The sequence below is a fragment of the Streptococcus oralis subsp. tigurinus genome (genome assembly GCF_002096275.1).
GTDB classification, from domain to species: Bacteria; Bacillota; Bacilli; order Lactobacillales; family Streptococcaceae; genus Streptococcus; species Streptococcus oralis_CN.
In genome coordinates, this window is record NZ_NCUG01000017.1 from 131042 (window position 1) to 145855 (window position 14814).

A 14814-nucleotide genomic window follows, 5' to 3' on the forward strand; every position below is an offset into this window, starting at 1 on the left:
ATGACTTATAATTTTACGGAAGAATACGATATTATTGTAATCGGTGCGGGACACGCTGGGGTTGAGGCTTCCTTAGCTGCCAGCCGTATGGGCTGCAAGGTTTTGCTTGCGACCATCAACATTGAAATGTTGGCTTTCATGCCTTGTAACCCTTCTATCGGTGGTTCTGCCAAGGGGATTGTCGTGCGTGAAGTTGATGCCCTTGGTGGCGAGATGGCTAAAACCATTGACAAGACTTACATACAGATGAAGATGCTCAACACAGGGAAAGGACCTGCTGTCCGTGCCCTTCGTGCGCAGGCTGACAAGGAACTTTACTCTAAGGAAATGCGCAAGACAGTTGAAAATCAAGAGAATCTGACCCTTCGTCAAACCATGATTGATGAGATTTTGGTGGAAGATGGCAAGGTTGTCGGTGTGCGTACGGCGACCCATCAAGAGTATGCTGCCAAGGCTGTTATCGTGACCACAGGAACTGCTCTCCGTGGGGAAATCATCATCGGAGATCTCAAGTACTCATCAGGTCCTAACCACAGCCTAGCTTCTATTAACCTTGCTGACAATCTCAAGGAACTGGGCCTCGAAATCGGTCGTTTCAAGACAGGAACCCCTCCACGTGTCAAGGCCTCTTCTATCAACTACGACGTGACAGAGATTCAGCCAGGAGATGAAGCGCCTAATCACTTCTCATACACGTCACGTGATGAAGACTATGTCAAGGATCAGGTGCCATGCTGGTTGACCTATACCAACGGTACCAGTCATGAAATTATCCAAAATAACCTCCACCGTGCGCCTATGTTTACAGGTGTGGTCAAGGGTGTAGGTCCTCGTTACTGTCCGTCGATTGAGGATAAAATTGTGCGCTTTGCGGACAAGGAACGTCACCAACTTTTCCTAGAGCCGGAAGGGCGCAATACAGAGGAAGTCTATGTCCAAGGTCTTTCAACCAGTCTGCCTGAGGATGTCCAACGTGAGCTGGTTCATTCCATTAAAGGTCTGGAAAATGCAGAGATGATGCGAACAGGTTATGCCATCGAGTATGACATGGTCTTACCTCATCAGTTGCGTGCAACACTTGAAACCAAGAAAATCTCAGGACTCTTCACAGCTGGTCAGACAAATGGAACGTCAGGTTACGAAGAAGCTGCTGGCCAAGGGATTATCGCTGGTATCAATGCGGCTCTGAAAATCCAAGGCAAGCCTGAGTTGATTTTGAAGCGCAGTGACGGTTATATCGGAGTGATGATTGATGACTTGGTGACCAAGGGAACCATTGAACCCTACCGTCTCTTGACCAGTCGTGCTGAATACCGTCTCATCCTCCGTCATGACAATGCCGATATGCGTTTGACAGAGATGGGGCGCGAGATTGGCCTTGTGGACGATGAACGTTGGACTCGCTTTGAGATTAAGAAAAACCAATTTGACAATGAGATGGCTCGTTTAGATAGCATCAAACTCAAGCCAGTCAAGGAAACCAATGCTAAGGTTGAAGCGATGGGATTCAAGCCATTGACGGATGCCGTGACAGCCAAGGAATTTCTCCGTCGCCCAGAAGTCTCTTATCAAGATGTGGTAGCCTTCATCGGTCCAGCTGCAGAGGAATTGGATGATAAGATTATCGAATTGATTGAAACAGAAATCAAGTACGAAGGTTATATTTCCAAAGCCATGGATCAGGTTGCCAAGATGAAGCGCATGGAAGAAAAACGCATTCCAGCTAATATTGATTGGGATGATATTGATTCTATCGCGACAGAAGCTCGTCAGAAGTTCAAACTCATCAATCCAGAAACCATCGGCCAAGCCAGCCGTATTTCGGGAGTAAATCCAGCAGATATTTCTATTTTGATGGTGTATCTTGAAGGTAAAAATCGTAGTATTTCTAAAACTCAAGAAAAGAAAGCATAGAGAAAAACAGCTCCGAAGACGGGGCTGTTTTGTTGACTTGTACTCAATGAAAATCAAAGAGCAAACTAGGAAGTTAGCCGAAGGCTGTACTTGAGTACGACAAGGCGAAGCTGACGTGGTTTGAATTTGATTTTCGAAGAGTATTATTCTTCATCTGGTGTGAGGATCATAGGGATGATAATCGGTTCACGTTCTGTATTTTCATAGAGGAAGGGGCGAATGGCGTTGACAATGGCGCCATTGACAGATTGCACGCTAGCATCTTTGTTCTTCAGTGCGATACGAATAGCATTGAAGAGGATGCGCTGACTTTGGCGAATCAAGTCTCCAGATTCTCTCATGTAGACAAAGCCTCGGCTGAGGATATCTGGACCAGACAAGATCATTTTAGACTTGAAGTCAACAGTTGCGACTGCTAGAACGACACCGTCTTCAGATAAATCACGACGGTCTTTGAGGACAGCAGCGCCGATTTCACCGATACGATTTCCATCGACATAGATGTCTTGGGCATTGAAATGCCCAGCGATACGAGCTGAGTTAGCAGTAAGGGCAAGGACATCACCATTGCTCATGATAAAGATATTGTCCTTCTCGACACCCGTATCCACCGCTAGTCCAGCGTGGACTTTTTGCATGCGGTATTCACCATGGACAGGCATGAAGTATTTTGGCTTAATCAAGCGGAGCATGAGTTTTTGCTCTTGCTGACCACCGTGTCCAGATGTATGGATATTGTTCACTTTACCGTGGATAACTTCGACACCAGCTTCAGAAATAGTGTTAATCAATTTGTTGACGCTAGTGGTATTTCCAGGGATTGGGCTAGAAGAGAAGATAACCGTATCACCGGGTTGGAGTTGCACCTGACGGTGGGTTCCGTTAGCGATACGAGAGAGGGCCGCCATTGGCTCACCTTGACTACCTGTACAGAGGATCAGAACCTCGCCTGCAGGGTAGTCTTTGATTTCATTTGGCTCGATAAAGGTTCCCTTAGGAGCTTTGATGTAGCCAAGCTCGATCCCGTTGACAATGGCCTTTTCCATAGAACGACCAAAGACCGCAATCTTGCGTCCAGTCTTAACAGCAGCATCTGTTGCTTGCTGGAGACGGAAGATATTTGAGGCAAAGGATGCAAAGATGATACGACCTTCGATGCCTTGGATAATCTTCATGATGGACTGGCCAACGACTTTTTCAGAGTTGGTAAAGGTTGGCACTTCTGCATTTGTCGAGTCAGAGAGGAGACAGAGAACACCCTCTTCACCAAGAGCTGCCATACGGTGCAAGTCTGCAGGTTCACCAACTGGAGTGAAGTCGAACTTGAAGTCACCCGTACAGACGATTTTTCCTTGAGGAGTATGGATGACAATCCCCAAAGGCTCTGGAATGGAGTGAGTGGTTCTAAAGAAAGTTGCCTTGAGATTTTTAAAGGTTAACTCAGTGTTATGGTTGATTTCGTAAAGTTTGGCGTTACGCAAGAGACCGTGTTCTTCGAGTTTTCCACGGATCAAAGCCAGGGCAAGCGGTCCAGCGTAGATAGGGACATTTGCTTGTTTGAGCAGGAAAGGAATCCCACCAATGTGGTCCTCGTGTCCGTGTGTGATCAAAACAGCCTTGACGCGGTCAATATTGTCTACGATGTAAGAGTAGTCGGGGATAACATAGTCAATACCCAGCAAGTCATCTTCTGGGAATTTAATCCCAGCATCGACGATGATAACCTCGTCTTGGTATTCAATTCCGTATGTGTTTTTTCCGATTTCTCCCAGACCACCGATGGCAAAAACGCCGACTTCTTCAGGTTTAAGAGTATAGGCCATATTAGAACTCCGTGATTTCGAAGACGCCAGTTTCTTTTTCGTAATCTAGCAATTTGTCAGACAAGAGTTCGATATACTCGATGTTGTACTCTGGGCGGTTTTCTTCGACAAGTTGGCGAGCAGCGATACGGCCCTCAAGTTCTGAGCTGGCATCGATGTCTAGGTAAAGTGAGCGTGTTGTTTCACGACGTGGGCTACGTTCTTTTGTTTCTTGATAAAAAACTTTGTAAATCATATAGTTCCTTTCTATTTACAGGTCAGCTTATTCCAAACTTTTAGTAGAGATTTGCTTGATTTCATTCCATTTTGTGTCTAGATTGACCTTGATTCGTTACAATTATTTCAATTATACCACAAAATGAAAAATTAGTAAAAGACGGAAAATGAGAAAGTCGTAAGGGGAAGAGGGAGCAAAAAGATAGATAGAATTTGGTTGGAGAGCGCTTAGGTGTTATAATTAAAGGGGAAATCTGAAGAGATAGTAGATTTAAGGAAGAATATAGTTCTAGTTTCATTAATCGTTAGAGTAGATGGTTGGGAAGAATGATATCTTTGAAAAAAGAAAAAGCTCTTGAGAAATCTCGAGAGCAAATAAAAAGGCTGAGACAAAACTCGGGGATTTTCCTGGAGCAGTCCAGGTGGCAGCACCTCTACCTGAAGCGAATGCATCGCAACCTTTGAATGACTTGTCACCAAATCAAACTCGATCTCAGCCTTTACTTAATTCTATCATCTATGAGGCTAAGAAGTCAATCTATAAGTATAACGATGTAGAAATAGCAAGATGGAGTGGAGCGCTTACTAAAAGGCAAAGACAAGCACTTAATTTAAGAGTAAGCAAAAAGAGAGGACCAATGGTAGTCAGGGGTCTTTACAGCTCAAAGCTGAGGGCAGTCCCACACCCGTACCAGAAGTTGGTACCTTTGAACGCTCTGTTACCAGTCGCCCTACATTATCCTCTCGATATTTATATTTTACTATAACTTACTGAAGGAATCAACTTTAAAAGCACCAAAAAGCCCTTGACCGAAGTCAAGAGCCATCTAACACTGGGGGCGAACGAATCAATCGCAATTCCAGTTCTTTAGAAACCGAAGTTTCAGGGATAGCACCGCAACCCGAAGAGTCAACGACTCAACCTGATTTTCCTACCAGTGTTGAATTACATTTTAACATTGATAGAACAACATTGTCAACAGTTTATATAAAAATAGGAATACCAAAAGGAGAATTAAGAATGTTTAGTTTGTTTGAATTTGCAGTAGGGGTTCGCCTTTTGATGTTTATAGTCTTTGTAGCCTGTGTCTATGGGGGGAATGCCCTGTTTGCGCATCTGGAACACCGCAAAACAAAGTTTCTTTGGAAGCTTGCTTTTGTGACGCTCTATTCAATTTTTCTCCTCCTTGTAACCTATGTTGTCTGGCTCGTTTTCTACTTTGGTTTAAATGCCTAAAGTCAATTATTCCTCTAGATATACAGAAAATCCACCTCGTCTTGATAGATGGGATGAACTTTCTGTATATTTAGATGAGATCTTTATTGTTACAATGTTGATTTCTCGCATCGAAAATCGAGTTGAAACATAAAAAGAAAACAATACAAACCGATAAATCAACTGGTAAGGAGATTCTAGTTATGTTTAAATCATTTAGAAGATAGAGCATGCAATAGCCGAAGAAGAGAAAAAAGTTAACCCTTCTAAAAATGTAATTTTTATCTAGCATGACTTATCCAAATTTCTTACGAAGATCTTTCCCGATAGTGTAAGCAGCCATAAATAAAGCTATACCAACACCTACGCCAAAACCGCCCTTAATTCCTTGCAATTCTTTATTAGAAATTGCACAATACTTATCCAAACCTTTAATCATACTAACCTCCTAAAAAATAACCAGCAGCCAAACCAGAACCTACTAGTGCTGTTCCACCTGCAATAGCTTTCCAAGATACTGCTACTCCAAAGATAACTAAGGGAGCGAGACCACCATCAATATCAGATAATTCGTTTTCAGATAACGATAAAAATTGATTGTCAAGAACATCAAAATTTGTCATTGAACTTTCCTCCTTTTTTCTTGTTCACTTATATATTCGGAAAAGATAGGAAAAATGTAAAATTTTTTAAATTTTTTGTGCAGAATTGCTTGTCCTAAGTGGCAGGCCCTTTTGTTTCAAAACAAAGAAAATTCCCATGCGCTGGCTTTTGTAGTATAATAGTAAACAGACAAAAAGATAGGAATGTGTTATGAAAGTATTAGCTTTTGATACGTCCAGCAAGGCTCTTTCTCTAGCCATTTTAGAGGACAAGCAGGTTCTTGCCGAGACGACGATTAATATCAAGAAAAATCACAGTATTACCCTCATGCCTGCCATCGATTTTTTGATGGTAAGTTTGGATTGGACACCTAAGGACTTGGACCGCATCGTGGTTGCGGAAGGGCCAGGTAGCTACACGGGCTTGCGAATCGCGGTAGCAACTGCTAAGACCTTAGCTCATACACTGAACATCGAGTTGGTTGGTATGTCGAGTCTATTGTCTCTGGTACCACGCCAACAAGAAGGCTTGTTTGTTCCTTTAATGGATGCGCGTCGCAACAATGTTTACGCAGGATTTTATGAAAATGCCAAACCTGTCATGCCAGAAGCGCACCTGCCCTTTGCAGAAGTGCTAGAAAAAGTCAAGGATGCTGACCAGGTGACCTTTGTCGGAGAAGTTGGCCCCTTTGTGGAGCAGATCCAAGAACAGCTACCACAAGCTAGCTACCAACAAACCTTGCCAAATGCAGCTAATCTAGCTCTTTGGGCCTGGGACAAGGAAGCAGACTCCTTGCATGACTTTGTGCCGAATTACCTCAAGCGTGTTGAAGCCGAGGAAAATTGGCTCAAGAACCACACCGAGTCTGGTGAGTCCTACATTAAACGCCTATGATAGAAATCAAACGAATCCAAAAACAGCCTGAACTAGCTAAAACCATCTACGCTGTCATGGCAGCTGTTTACCCAGTCAGTCCTTGGACGCTGGAACAAATCCAAGCAGACCTGTCCCAAGACCAGACTTGGTATGCCCTAGCTTTGGACGAGGCAGAAGTGATTGGTTTTCTAGCTGTTCAGGAGAATCTATTTGAGGCAGAAGTCCTGCAAATCGCTGTCAAAGGAGCCTATCAGGGTCAGGAAATTGCGTCAGCCTTGTTTGCTCAATTGCCAACGGATAAGGAGATTTTCCTCGAAGTCAGAAAGTCAAACCAACGAGCGCAAGCATTTTACAAGAAAGAAAAGATGGCGATCATCGCTGAGCGAAAGGCTTACTATCATGACCCAGTCGAGGACGCCATCATCATGAAGAGAGAAATAGATGAAGGATAGATATATTTTAGCATTTGAGACATCCTGTGATGAGACCAGTGTTGCCGTACTGAAAAACGATGACGAGCTCTTGTCCAATGTCATTGCGAGTCAAATTGAGAGTCACAAACGTTTTGGAGGTGTAGTGCCAGAAGTGGCCAGTCGTCACCATGTCGAGGTTATTACAGCCTGCATCGAGGAGGCACTGGCAGAAGCGGGAATAACCGAAGAAGATGTGACAGCTGTTGCGGTTACCTATGGACCAGGATTGGTCGGAGCTTTGCTAGTTGGTTTGTCGGCTGCCAAGGCCTTTGCTTGGGCACATGGACTTCCGCTGATCCCCGTGAATCACATGGCGGGCCACCTCATGGCGGCTCAGAGCGTTGAGCCTTTGGAGTTTCCCTTGCTAGCTCTCTTGGTTAGCGGTGGGCACACGGAGTTGGTCTATGTTTCTGAGGCTGGCGATTATAAGATTGTTGGGGAAACGCGGGACGATGCGGTTGGTGAGGCCTATGATAAGGTCGGCCGTGTCATGGGATTGACCTATCCAGCGGGTCGCGAGATTGACGAGCTGGCCCATCAAGGTCAGGATGTTTATTCTTTCCCACGTGCTATGATTAAGGAGGACAATCTAGAGTTTTCATTCTCAGGTTTGAAGTCTGCCTTTATCAATCTTCACCACAATGCCGAGCAAAAGGGAGAAAGCTTGTCCAAGGAAGACCTGTCAGCATCTTTCCAAGCTGCAGTCATGGATATTCTTATGGTCAAAACCAAGAAAGCCTTAGAAAAATATCCTGTTAAAACTCTAGTCGTAGCCGGTGGCGTGGCAGCTAATAAAGGTCTCAGAGAACGCCTAGCAGCTGAAATCACAGATGTCAAGGTCATCATCCCACCCCTACGCCTTTGCGGAGACAATGCAGGTATGATTGCCTATGCCAGCGTCAGCGAGTGGAACAAAGAAAATTTTGCAGGCTTGGACCTCAACGCCAAACCAAGCCTCGCCTTTGATACTATGGAATAAAGAGTCAGCTTAAGGCTGGCTTTTTTGCTCGCCGAAATGTCAGAAAATTTTGATAAAAATATAAAAATAATGATATAATATATAAAGAATAGGAGGCGGTCAGATGATTGAGAGAATGGAATTGGGAGAATTTTACAAGGAATTGCGGCTGGCGAGGAAACTCAAGCAGTCAGATGTGGCTTGTGAGGGTCTAACAGCTTCTCAGTTATCTAAGTTTGAACTGGGGCAGTCTATGTTGTCTGCGGATAAACTGATTCTAGCTATCCAAGGGATAAATGTAACCTTCGACGAGTTTGGACACAAGCTTAACAATTATCAAGAATCACCACATATGCGATTTGGACGAAAGGTTGTAGATCGCTTTGCCCATCAAGATATGGCTGGCTTAGAGCAACTATTAGAGGAAGTTGAGCAAGAACAGATGGCGCAGACCTATCGTCGTTTGAACGCTATTGTGATTAAAAACGCTATCCATTCTCTGGATAAAAACTATCTGCTAGAAGAGGAGGATAGCGAGTTTTTGACTAGCTATCTCTATGCTATCGAGTCTTGGACCTGGTTTGAACTCTATCTTTTTTGCAATACCATGCCTTTCTTAAGTAATCAAGATCTGATTTTTTTATCAACCTCTTTACTTGAAAAATCCAAGGAATTTAAAGAATTGGCACACAATAGACTGTATATGAAAAGTGGCTTTCTGAATATCATATCAGAGCTCATGGAGCGCAAACTTTTTTCTTATATCCCAATCTTTGAAGCCGAGTTGGAGAGTATGCTCCGACCATACGATGTTTTTGAGAAATTATTGTGGCAGTTTTTAAAGAAGATGAGCATTTTCCTTCAAACTAAGGGAAGCAATCAGAAAGAAATTGAACACTTTATCCAATCTCTGCAAATATTAGAAAATCCACAATTAACAGCCCTTTTTGAACTACGCTTGCAGCAATATAAAGAACTTATCAATTAGCTAAAGATGGGAAATGATAATAATATCAGCAACGATTGTCAATAATGCTATGATTTGTTTCTTCATTTCATGTCCTCCTACATAATGGTAACTATATTATATCAGTGAAATAATCAAATCAATCAAAATCGCAAATCTGAAATTTCTATAAGAAAAAATATCAAATATGCGATTTTCTAAAATGTGGTGATTTCCGTGTTATACTATCGTTGTAAGACACTTAAAGCAAATCCTAGGTCGCAGAAGTGGTTTACAAATAAAAATAATTGAAGGAGTGTAAATATGTTGAATTTACAATTTGCAGAAACAATGGAACTAACAGAAGTGGAGTTGGAGAAGGTTTACGGCGGAAATTTCACTATGGCTTGTGTGGGTGAAAATATTGGTTGTGGTGGTAGTGCTTTGCCTGCTTGGGGAGGTAGAGGTATTAGTCCCAGACCTTATGGGGCATTTGATTGGTCGAATGGGCTGATTGAAGGACTGTTTGGAAAACGTCGTAACTAACATTTAGGAGAAAAAACTATGAAAAGGGAAGAAACGAAATTTTACCTAGGGACCATTTTGGTACTTATGTCTTATTACTTGATTTTTAATTTAGTAGTGAGATTAGAGTTCATGGATCAATTATCAGATTTTGGATTTTATGGGATTCAAATTTTATTGATAATAATTGAAGGAATTGCTGCTACTGTGGTTCTTGTTAAGAGTCAACGTTGGAAAGAGTACGGTCGCTTCCAGTTTCGTTGGTCCTATCTGGGTATCTTCGTTCTTTCCTTTATATTGATGTTTTTGTGGGTAAATATAACGACTCGAATCTTTCCCAACACGCAAAATGGTAGTGCTATAAAAGAAACCGTAGCCAATTTGACGGGAATTAGTTATTTTGTGACACGTATTCTCTACGGCAGTCTTATTGCTCCGATAGTTGAGGAATTAGTTTTCCGTGGACTTCTGATGACAGCCCTATCTAAATTTAAAAAATACTATATTGATGTTATCATTTCTTCCACACTCTTTAGTCTCATCCATGTTTTACAATATGGATGGGTGTTAACAGACTTCATCGTTTATGCAGGAGCAGGTCTGCTACTCTGCATGCTCTTTCGTTATACACGTTCAATTTATTGGTCAATGGCCCTTCACATCTTGTGGAATACCTTTTTAATCATCGTCAGTTTACTGGTGTTTGGGTATTAGAAAGATGAAATATGAAAAAGATAATCTCACGCTACTACCTTTTTATAGTTATTCTGCTTGTCATTGCTGACCAGTTCCTCATTCGTTTGCTTTTACATAGCGACCTTGCTGCTGGTCTATCTGACTTTGCCTATTATTTGTCGGATATGCTGTTAAACTTTCTTGTGGTTCTGCTTGCTATTATTGTTATGATTCGGTCAGGTAAATGGCAGAAAATCAACAGTAGGAAATTTAAGGGATCCTATCTTTTTTATTCCTTCCTAGCTCTTCTTGCTTTTGTTATTTGGAATTTCGTCACATTTTATCTTTTCCCACCTACCAAAAATGAAATTTCCTATCAACTCGCCATCCCTACTTTTACAGGAGCTACGGCATTTTTGATGTATTTTTTCTATCCTGTGATTGCAGGTCCCATTTTTGAAGAGATAATCTATCGTGGATTGGTGATGACCGCTCTGGAAAAAGTTAAGAAATGGGGACTGGATGTGCTTGGTTCGGCTGCTTTATTCGGGATCTTGCATATTAGTAACCACGGTTGGGTATTGACAGACTTTTTCTTCTATATGGGTGGTGGTCTCATATTTGCAGTCTTATTTAGAGTGACAAAGTCCATTTATTGGGCTATTGGGCTGCACATAGTCTACAATGGTATTGGTCAGATTCTCTCCTTGTTGTTTTAGAGTTTTTCAATAATCCTAATTAGTAAAAGAGAACACTAGCTGTGACATAAAATTCCCGAGTCAGTTTGTAGTGCTGGACCAAGCCTTTACGGAGCTTTTGATTGGATGAAAGGACTCTGGGCAGGTTTGGCTGAAAGACGACGTAAATAAAACTTAAAAGGAACAACTATGAAAGGGAAAGAAACGAAATTTTATCTAGGGACCATTTTGGTGCTTGTGTCCTATTACTTGATTTTTAATCTTGTAGCAAAATTAGATTCAGTGAACCAACTATCCGACTTTGGATTTTATGGGATTCAAATTTTATTGATAGTAATTGAGGGAATTGCTGCTACTGTGGTTCTTGTTAAGAGTCAACGTTGGAAAGAGTACGGTCGATTCGAGTTTCGTTGGTCCTATCTGGGTATCTTCTTTCTTTTCTTTATGTTGATGTTTTTGTGGGTAAATATAACGACTCAGATCTTCCCCAGTATGCAAAATGGGAGTGCAATAGTGAAAGAAGCAGCTAATTTGATAGGAATTAGTTACTTTGTAACGCGCATTCTCTATGGGAGTCTCATTGCTCCGATAGCTGAGGAGTTAGTCTTCCGTGGCCTGCTGATGACAGCCCTATCTAAATTTAAAAAGCGCTATGTTGATATAATTGTTTCCTCAACTCTATTCAGTCTCATCCATGTTTTGCAATATGGATGGGTGATAACAGACTTCATCATTTATGCAGGAGCAGGTCTGCTACTCTGTATGCTCTTTCGCTATACACGTTCAATTTATTGGTCAATGGCACTCCACATCTTGTGGAATAGCTTTTTAATTATCGTCAGTTTATTGGTGTTTGGGTATTAGGCTTGGCAGAATTTTTTACATCACATAGATAAGGCTGGCTTCCCAGTCTTTTTCTTTATCTAAAATATCTAATAATAGTCCTTGCTCAATTCTTTGTTACCTTAAATGAAAAAGTAATTTTAAAATCCAATCACGGAATCCGATTCTATCAAAGTTTGTCAGTCTGAGAGTTTTTTAGTATAGTAGAAATATGAAATTTACAAAAATAATCAGTAGTTTGCTTGCTCTAGGAGCTCTTTTCCTGCTTTTAACAGCTTGCCAGAATTTTAAAAAGACACAACTGGTTTTGTTTGAATCCCTTTCATTCAATATGTCCCTTAAATCCTTTGAAGAAGTGTTTGGAGAGGCTAGCGAAGTAGTGGAGGAAACAGAGATGGCCTATCGAGATACTTGGCGTTCTGAAGACCCTTATTTCTATAAAACGGGACGCCTTTTCTATGATTACGAAAATATTGCTTTGAATGGTTATACAGGTCGAGCAAGATTCACATTTTCAAAATCGCATCGCTTGGAAGAAGCGACAGCTCATATTCCTGTAGCTTCAAAAGGGGAGCAATATGTAGTGCTCAACAATCTATCCCATACTATAAAAAAAGAAATTGAAGCTCTTCCGAATTTTCAATCTGTAACTACCGAGACGGTAGGACTATACGATGACGGCTATCGCTATAAAGTCAAGTTGAAAGGACAAAGTAGAGAATTTTGGATCGATGTTTATCCGACAGAAGATGAGTCTGTTGAAAGCCAAGCCGATAAGTACACTATCCGAGTTGATCAGTTTTGGATGTACTCATCAGCAAGCAATGCTTTTTAACAATATTTACTAGCTACTAGTTTCAAACTCTAAACTTTTTTCTCTTCTTTGAATGTGTTATAATATTCCTTGCTGTGGCTGTGACCTTGAACAGCCTCAAACGAAGAGAATAAGAGGAGAGAGATGAAAGAAAAAGGATTTTGGGAAGGTGTACAGGCGGCTATGCCGACTGCCCTTGGTTATGTCAGCATTGGTCTGGCTTGTGGGATTATCGGTGCGCCCTATGTGACACCTGTTGAGATGGGCTTGATGAGCCTCTTTGTTTATGCTGGGAGTGCCCAGTTTGCCATGTTGGCACTGATTGCGGTACAAGCGCCTGTGGCAGCTATTGCTATGACGGTCTTTTTGATCAACTTACGACTCTTTTTGCTGAGCTTGCATGCATCGACCTATTTCCGTCATACTAGTCTCTGGCAAAATATTGGCATGTCCAGTCTCCTGACAGATGAAACCTATGGGGTTTTGATGGGAGAATTAGCCCATACAGACAAGGTCCATCCCATGTGGATGCACGGGAACAATCTCAATAGTTATGTGGCCTGGTTTATTGGAACAGTGGCTGGGACAGCACTTGGTGGTCTCCTACCAAATCCAGAAATCTTTGGTTTAGACTTTGCCCTCGTGGGAATGTTTATCGGGATTTTCACTTCGCAATTTCAGATTATGCAAAGAAGGGTTTCTGTTCGCAATCTGCTGATGATCCTAGCAGTGGTTGCGGTATCTTTCTTTTTGCTCTTGACAGTGGTATCTCAATCACTAGCTGTTTTGTTTGCGACCTTGCTAGGTTGTACTATGGGGGTAATCTTAGATGGTCAGTAAGTATCTTTTATTAGCAGTTATTTTCTCTGGCTTGGTGACTTGGATTCCCCGTATGATTCCCTTCATCTTAGTCAAGTACAAGGGGTTGCCAGCAATCGTCGAGCGTTTTTTGAAGTTTTTGCCTGTTTCCATTATCTTTGCTTTGATCCTTTCAAGTGTGGTGTCAGGTAAGGTTGGGAGCCTTCCTCAGATCAAGTGGCTGGACTTCTTGGCAGTCTTTCCAACGGCTTGGGTAGCCTTTCGCTACCGCAATCTAGTAGGTACGGTTCTTTTTGGGGTAGTCTTGATTGCAGTCTTGCGTCTGGTCTTTTAAATCAGCCATAAAAAAAAACTATCACAGAGATAGATATCATATAATGGCGTAAATTCCTTTTTTCTGTTAAGATAAGACTATATTCTATTTTGGAGGAAATATTATGAAGAAAATTATTAAATATTCATCACTTGCTGCTCTAGGGCTTGTAGCCGCAGGTGTATTGGTAGCTTGCTCAGGCGGTGAAAAGAAAGATGCTGCATCTGGTGAAGCAACATCTAGTAAAAAAGAAATTATCGTTGTAACCAATGCTACACCAAAACCATTCAACTATGAAGAAAATGGCGAATTGACTGGTTACGAGATTGAAGTGGTTCGCGCTATCTTTAAAGATTCTGACAAGTATACTGTCAAGTTTGAGAAGACAGAGTGGTCAGGTGTTTTTGCAGGACTTGATGCTGATCGTTACCAAATGGCTGTTAGCAACATCAGCTACACTAAAGAACGTGCTGAAAAATACCTTTATGCAGCTCCAACTGCTAAAAACCCTAACGTTCTTGTAGTGAAAAAAGATGACTCTAGCATCAAATCGTTTGATGATATCGGTGGAAAATCAACAGAAGTTGTTCAAGGAACAACATCTGCTAAACAGCTAGAAGACTACAACAAACAACACTCAGATAACCCAACTATCCTTAACTACGTTAAAGGGGACTTCCAACAAATCATGGTACGTTTGAGTGATGGCCGATTTGACTACAAGATTTTTGATAAAATCGGTGTAGAGACAGTCATCAAGGACCAAGGTTTGGATAACTTGAAAGTTATCGAACTTCCAAGCGACCAACAACCTTACGTATACCCACTTCTTGCGAAAGGTCAAGACGAGTTGAAATCATTTGTAGACAAACGTATCCAAGAGCTTTACAAAGACGGAACTCTTGAAAAATTGTCAAAACAATTCTTCGGAGACACTTACCTGCCAGCAGAAGCTGACATTAAATAATTAAAAACACCTCTGTTAATGACAGGGGTATTTTTTATGTAAGCACATTCAAAAAATGACCTCTTTACCTCATATCCTTTGACAGAAGGCGCTTACATGGGTTATAATAGTATATAATACCTTTAAAGGAGATTG

18 protein-coding genes are annotated in these 14814 nt (G+C 41.7%); 14 read left to right on the top strand and 4 right to left on the bottom strand.

What is annotated here, in order from left to right:
- The gene (mnmG, locus tag B7725_RS04475) at positions 1-1914 is read left to right on the top strand and encodes a tRNA uridine-5-carboxymethylaminomethyl(34) synthesis enzyme MnmG (RefSeq protein ID WP_084874781.1); all 1914 of its coding nucleotides are present in this window, start codon (positions 1-3) and stop codon (positions 1912-1914) included.
- Between the two features lie 143 nt (positions 1915-2057).
- On the opposite strand, the gene rnjA is transcribed toward mnmG, so the two are convergent.
- Positions 2058-3737, bottom strand: a complete 1680-nt coding sequence (gene rnjA, locus B7725_RS04480) for a ribonuclease J1 (RefSeq protein ID WP_084874782.1) — start codon at positions 3735-3737, stop codon at positions 2058-2060.
- A gap of 1 nt (position 3738) precedes the next feature.
- Positions 3739-3972, bottom strand: a complete 234-nt coding sequence (locus B7725_RS04485) for a DNA-dependent RNA polymerase subunit epsilon (protein ID WP_000639588.1) — start codon at positions 3970-3972, stop codon at positions 3739-3741.
- Positions 3973-4974: 1002 nt separating this feature from the next.
- Here B7725_RS04485 and B7725_RS04495 point away from each other — a divergent pair.
- Entirely contained in the window at positions 4975-5190 is a 216-nt protein-coding gene (locus B7725_RS04495) for a hypothetical protein (RefSeq protein WP_084874784.1), read from the top strand.
- 274 nt (positions 5191-5464) lie between these two features.
- Here the strand turns inward: B7725_RS04495 and B7725_RS04505 are convergent, their stop codons facing one another.
- Positions 5465-5608, bottom strand: a complete 144-nt coding sequence (locus B7725_RS04505) for a hypothetical protein (protein ID WP_000589673.1) — start codon at positions 5606-5608, stop codon at positions 5465-5467.
- A 1-nt stretch (position 5609) separates the two neighbouring features.
- A complete protein-coding gene (gene cibA / locus B7725_RS04510) occupies positions 5610-5792 on the bottom strand; it encodes a fratricide two-peptide bacteriocin subunit CibA (RefSeq protein WP_000180842.1) in 183 nt (60 codons plus the stop codon).
- A gap of 190 nt (positions 5793-5982) precedes the next feature.
- Between cibA and tsaB the strand changes: the two genes are divergently transcribed.
- The 12 genes from tsaB (at position 5983) to B7725_RS04570 (ending at position 14679) form a co-directional block, all read left to right on the top strand.
- The gene (gene tsaB / locus B7725_RS04515; protein ID WP_084874787.1) at positions 5983-6666 is read left to right on the top strand and encodes a tRNA (adenosine(37)-N6)-threonylcarbamoyltransferase complex dimerization subunit type 1 TsaB; all 684 of its coding nucleotides are present in this window, start codon (positions 5983-5985) and stop codon (positions 6664-6666) included.
- Positions 6663-7100: a ribosomal protein S18-alanine N-acetyltransferase gene (gene rimI / locus B7725_RS04520; protein WP_084874789.1), complete on the top strand. Its 438-nt coding sequence runs from the start codon at positions 6663-6665 to the stop codon at positions 7098-7100. Before tsaB ends, rimI begins: the two co-directional genes overlap by 4 nt.
- On the top strand, positions 7090-8100 hold the full coding sequence (tsaD, locus tag B7725_RS04525; RefSeq protein ID WP_084874791.1) for a tRNA (adenosine(37)-N6)-threonylcarbamoyltransferase complex transferase subunit TsaD: 1011 nt from the start codon (positions 7090-7092) through the stop codon (positions 8098-8100). The genes rimI and tsaD overlap by 11 nt, the downstream gene beginning before the upstream one ends.
- 103 nt (positions 8101-8203) lie before the next feature.
- Complete coding sequence (locus B7725_RS04530) at positions 8204-9067, top strand: Rgg/GadR/MutR family transcriptional regulator (RefSeq protein WP_084874793.1); 864 nt, start codon at positions 8204-8206, stop codon at positions 9065-9067.
- Between the two features lie 282 nt (positions 9068-9349).
- Positions 9350-9571: a hypothetical protein gene (locus tag B7725_RS04535; RefSeq protein WP_084874794.1), complete on the top strand. Its 222-nt coding sequence runs from the start codon at positions 9350-9352 to the stop codon at positions 9569-9571.
- An 18-nt stretch (positions 9572-9589) separates the two neighbouring features.
- Positions 9590-10264 carry a CPBP family intramembrane glutamic endopeptidase gene (locus tag B7725_RS04540; protein WP_084874796.1) on the top strand — a complete coding sequence of 225 codons (675 nt, stop codon included), beginning with the start codon at positions 9590-9592 and terminating at the stop codon, positions 10262-10264.
- An 11-nt stretch (positions 10265-10275) separates the two neighbouring features.
- A complete protein-coding gene (locus B7725_RS04545) occupies positions 10276-10944 on the top strand; it encodes a CPBP family intramembrane glutamic endopeptidase (RefSeq protein WP_084874798.1) in 669 nt (222 codons plus the stop codon).
- 168 nt (positions 10945-11112) lie between these two features.
- Entirely contained in the window at positions 11113-11787 is a 675-nt protein-coding gene (locus B7725_RS04550) for a CPBP family intramembrane glutamic endopeptidase (protein WP_084874800.1), read from the top strand.
- A gap of 190 nt (positions 11788-11977) precedes the next feature.
- On the top strand, positions 11978-12601 hold the full coding sequence (locus B7725_RS04555; RefSeq protein WP_084874802.1) for a hypothetical protein: 624 nt from the start codon (positions 11978-11980) through the stop codon (positions 12599-12601).
- Between the two features lie 123 nt (positions 12602-12724).
- Positions 12725-13420, top strand: a complete 696-nt coding sequence (locus B7725_RS04560; protein WP_084874804.1) for an AzlC family ABC transporter permease — start codon at positions 12725-12727, stop codon at positions 13418-13420.
- On the top strand, positions 13410-13733 hold the full coding sequence (locus B7725_RS04565; protein ID WP_000253928.1) for an AzlD domain-containing protein: 324 nt from the start codon (positions 13410-13412) through the stop codon (positions 13731-13733). Before B7725_RS04560 ends, B7725_RS04565 begins: the two co-directional genes overlap by 11 nt.
- Before the next feature lie 103 nt (positions 13734-13836).
- A complete protein-coding gene (locus B7725_RS04570) occupies positions 13837-14679 on the top strand; it encodes an amino acid ABC transporter substrate-binding protein (RefSeq protein WP_084874806.1) in 843 nt (280 codons plus the stop codon).
- Positions 14680-14814: the final 135 nt, after the last annotated feature.

What these genes read in the sequence shown, in the direction of transcription:
- B7725_RS04545 (WP_084874798.1), top strand. Translation starts at nt 10,276, where the DNA reads ATGAAAAAGATAATCTCACGCTACTACCTTTTTATAGTTATTCTGCTT.
- B7725_RS04505 (WP_000589673.1), bottom strand. Translation starts at nt 5,608, where the DNA reads ATGATTAAAGGTTTGGATAAGTATTGTGCAATTTCTAATAAAGAATTG.
- cibA (WP_000180842.1), bottom strand. Translation starts at nt 5,792, where the DNA reads ATGACAAATTTTGATGTTCTTGACAATCAATTTTTATCGTTATCTGAA.
- B7725_RS04540 (WP_084874796.1), top strand. Translation starts at nt 9,590, where the DNA reads ATGAAAAGGGAAGAAACGAAATTTTACCTAGGGACCATTTTGGTACTT.
- rimI (WP_084874789.1), top strand. Translation starts at nt 6,663, where the DNA reads ATGATAGAAATCAAACGAATCCAAAAACAGCCTGAACTAGCTAAAACC.
- B7725_RS04485 (WP_000639588.1), bottom strand. Translation starts at nt 3,972, where the DNA reads ATGATTTACAAAGTTTTTTATCAAGAAACAAAAGAACGTAGCCCACGT.
- rnjA (WP_084874782.1), bottom strand. Translation starts at nt 3,737, where the DNA reads ATGGCCTATACTCTTAAACCTGAAGAAGTCGGCGTTTTTGCCATCGGT.
- B7725_RS04565 (WP_000253928.1), top strand. Translation starts at nt 13,410, where the DNA reads ATGGTCAGTAAGTATCTTTTATTAGCAGTTATTTTCTCTGGCTTGGTG.
- B7725_RS04535 (WP_084874794.1), top strand. Translation starts at nt 9,350, where the DNA reads ATGTTGAATTTACAATTTGCAGAAACAATGGAACTAACAGAAGTGGAG.
- mnmG (WP_084874781.1), top strand. Translation starts at nt 1, where the DNA reads ATGACTTATAATTTTACGGAAGAATACGATATTATTGTAATCGGTGCG.
- B7725_RS04550 (WP_084874800.1), top strand. Translation starts at nt 11,113, where the DNA reads ATGAAAGGGAAAGAAACGAAATTTTATCTAGGGACCATTTTGGTGCTT.
- B7725_RS04555 (WP_084874802.1), top strand. Translation starts at nt 11,978, where the DNA reads ATGAAATTTACAAAAATAATCAGTAGTTTGCTTGCTCTAGGAGCTCTT.
- tsaD (WP_084874791.1), top strand. Translation starts at nt 7,090, where the DNA reads ATGAAGGATAGATATATTTTAGCATTTGAGACATCCTGTGATGAGACC.
- B7725_RS04560 (WP_084874804.1), top strand. Translation starts at nt 12,725, where the DNA reads ATGAAAGAAAAAGGATTTTGGGAAGGTGTACAGGCGGCTATGCCGACT.
- tsaB (WP_084874787.1), top strand. Translation starts at nt 5,983, where the DNA reads ATGAAAGTATTAGCTTTTGATACGTCCAGCAAGGCTCTTTCTCTAGCC.
- B7725_RS04495 (WP_084874784.1), top strand. Translation starts at nt 4,975, where the DNA reads ATGTTTAGTTTGTTTGAATTTGCAGTAGGGGTTCGCCTTTTGATGTTT.
- B7725_RS04570 (WP_084874806.1), top strand. Translation starts at nt 13,837, where the DNA reads ATGAAGAAAATTATTAAATATTCATCACTTGCTGCTCTAGGGCTTGTA.
- B7725_RS04530 (WP_084874793.1), top strand. Translation starts at nt 8,204, where the DNA reads ATGATTGAGAGAATGGAATTGGGAGAATTTTACAAGGAATTGCGGCTG.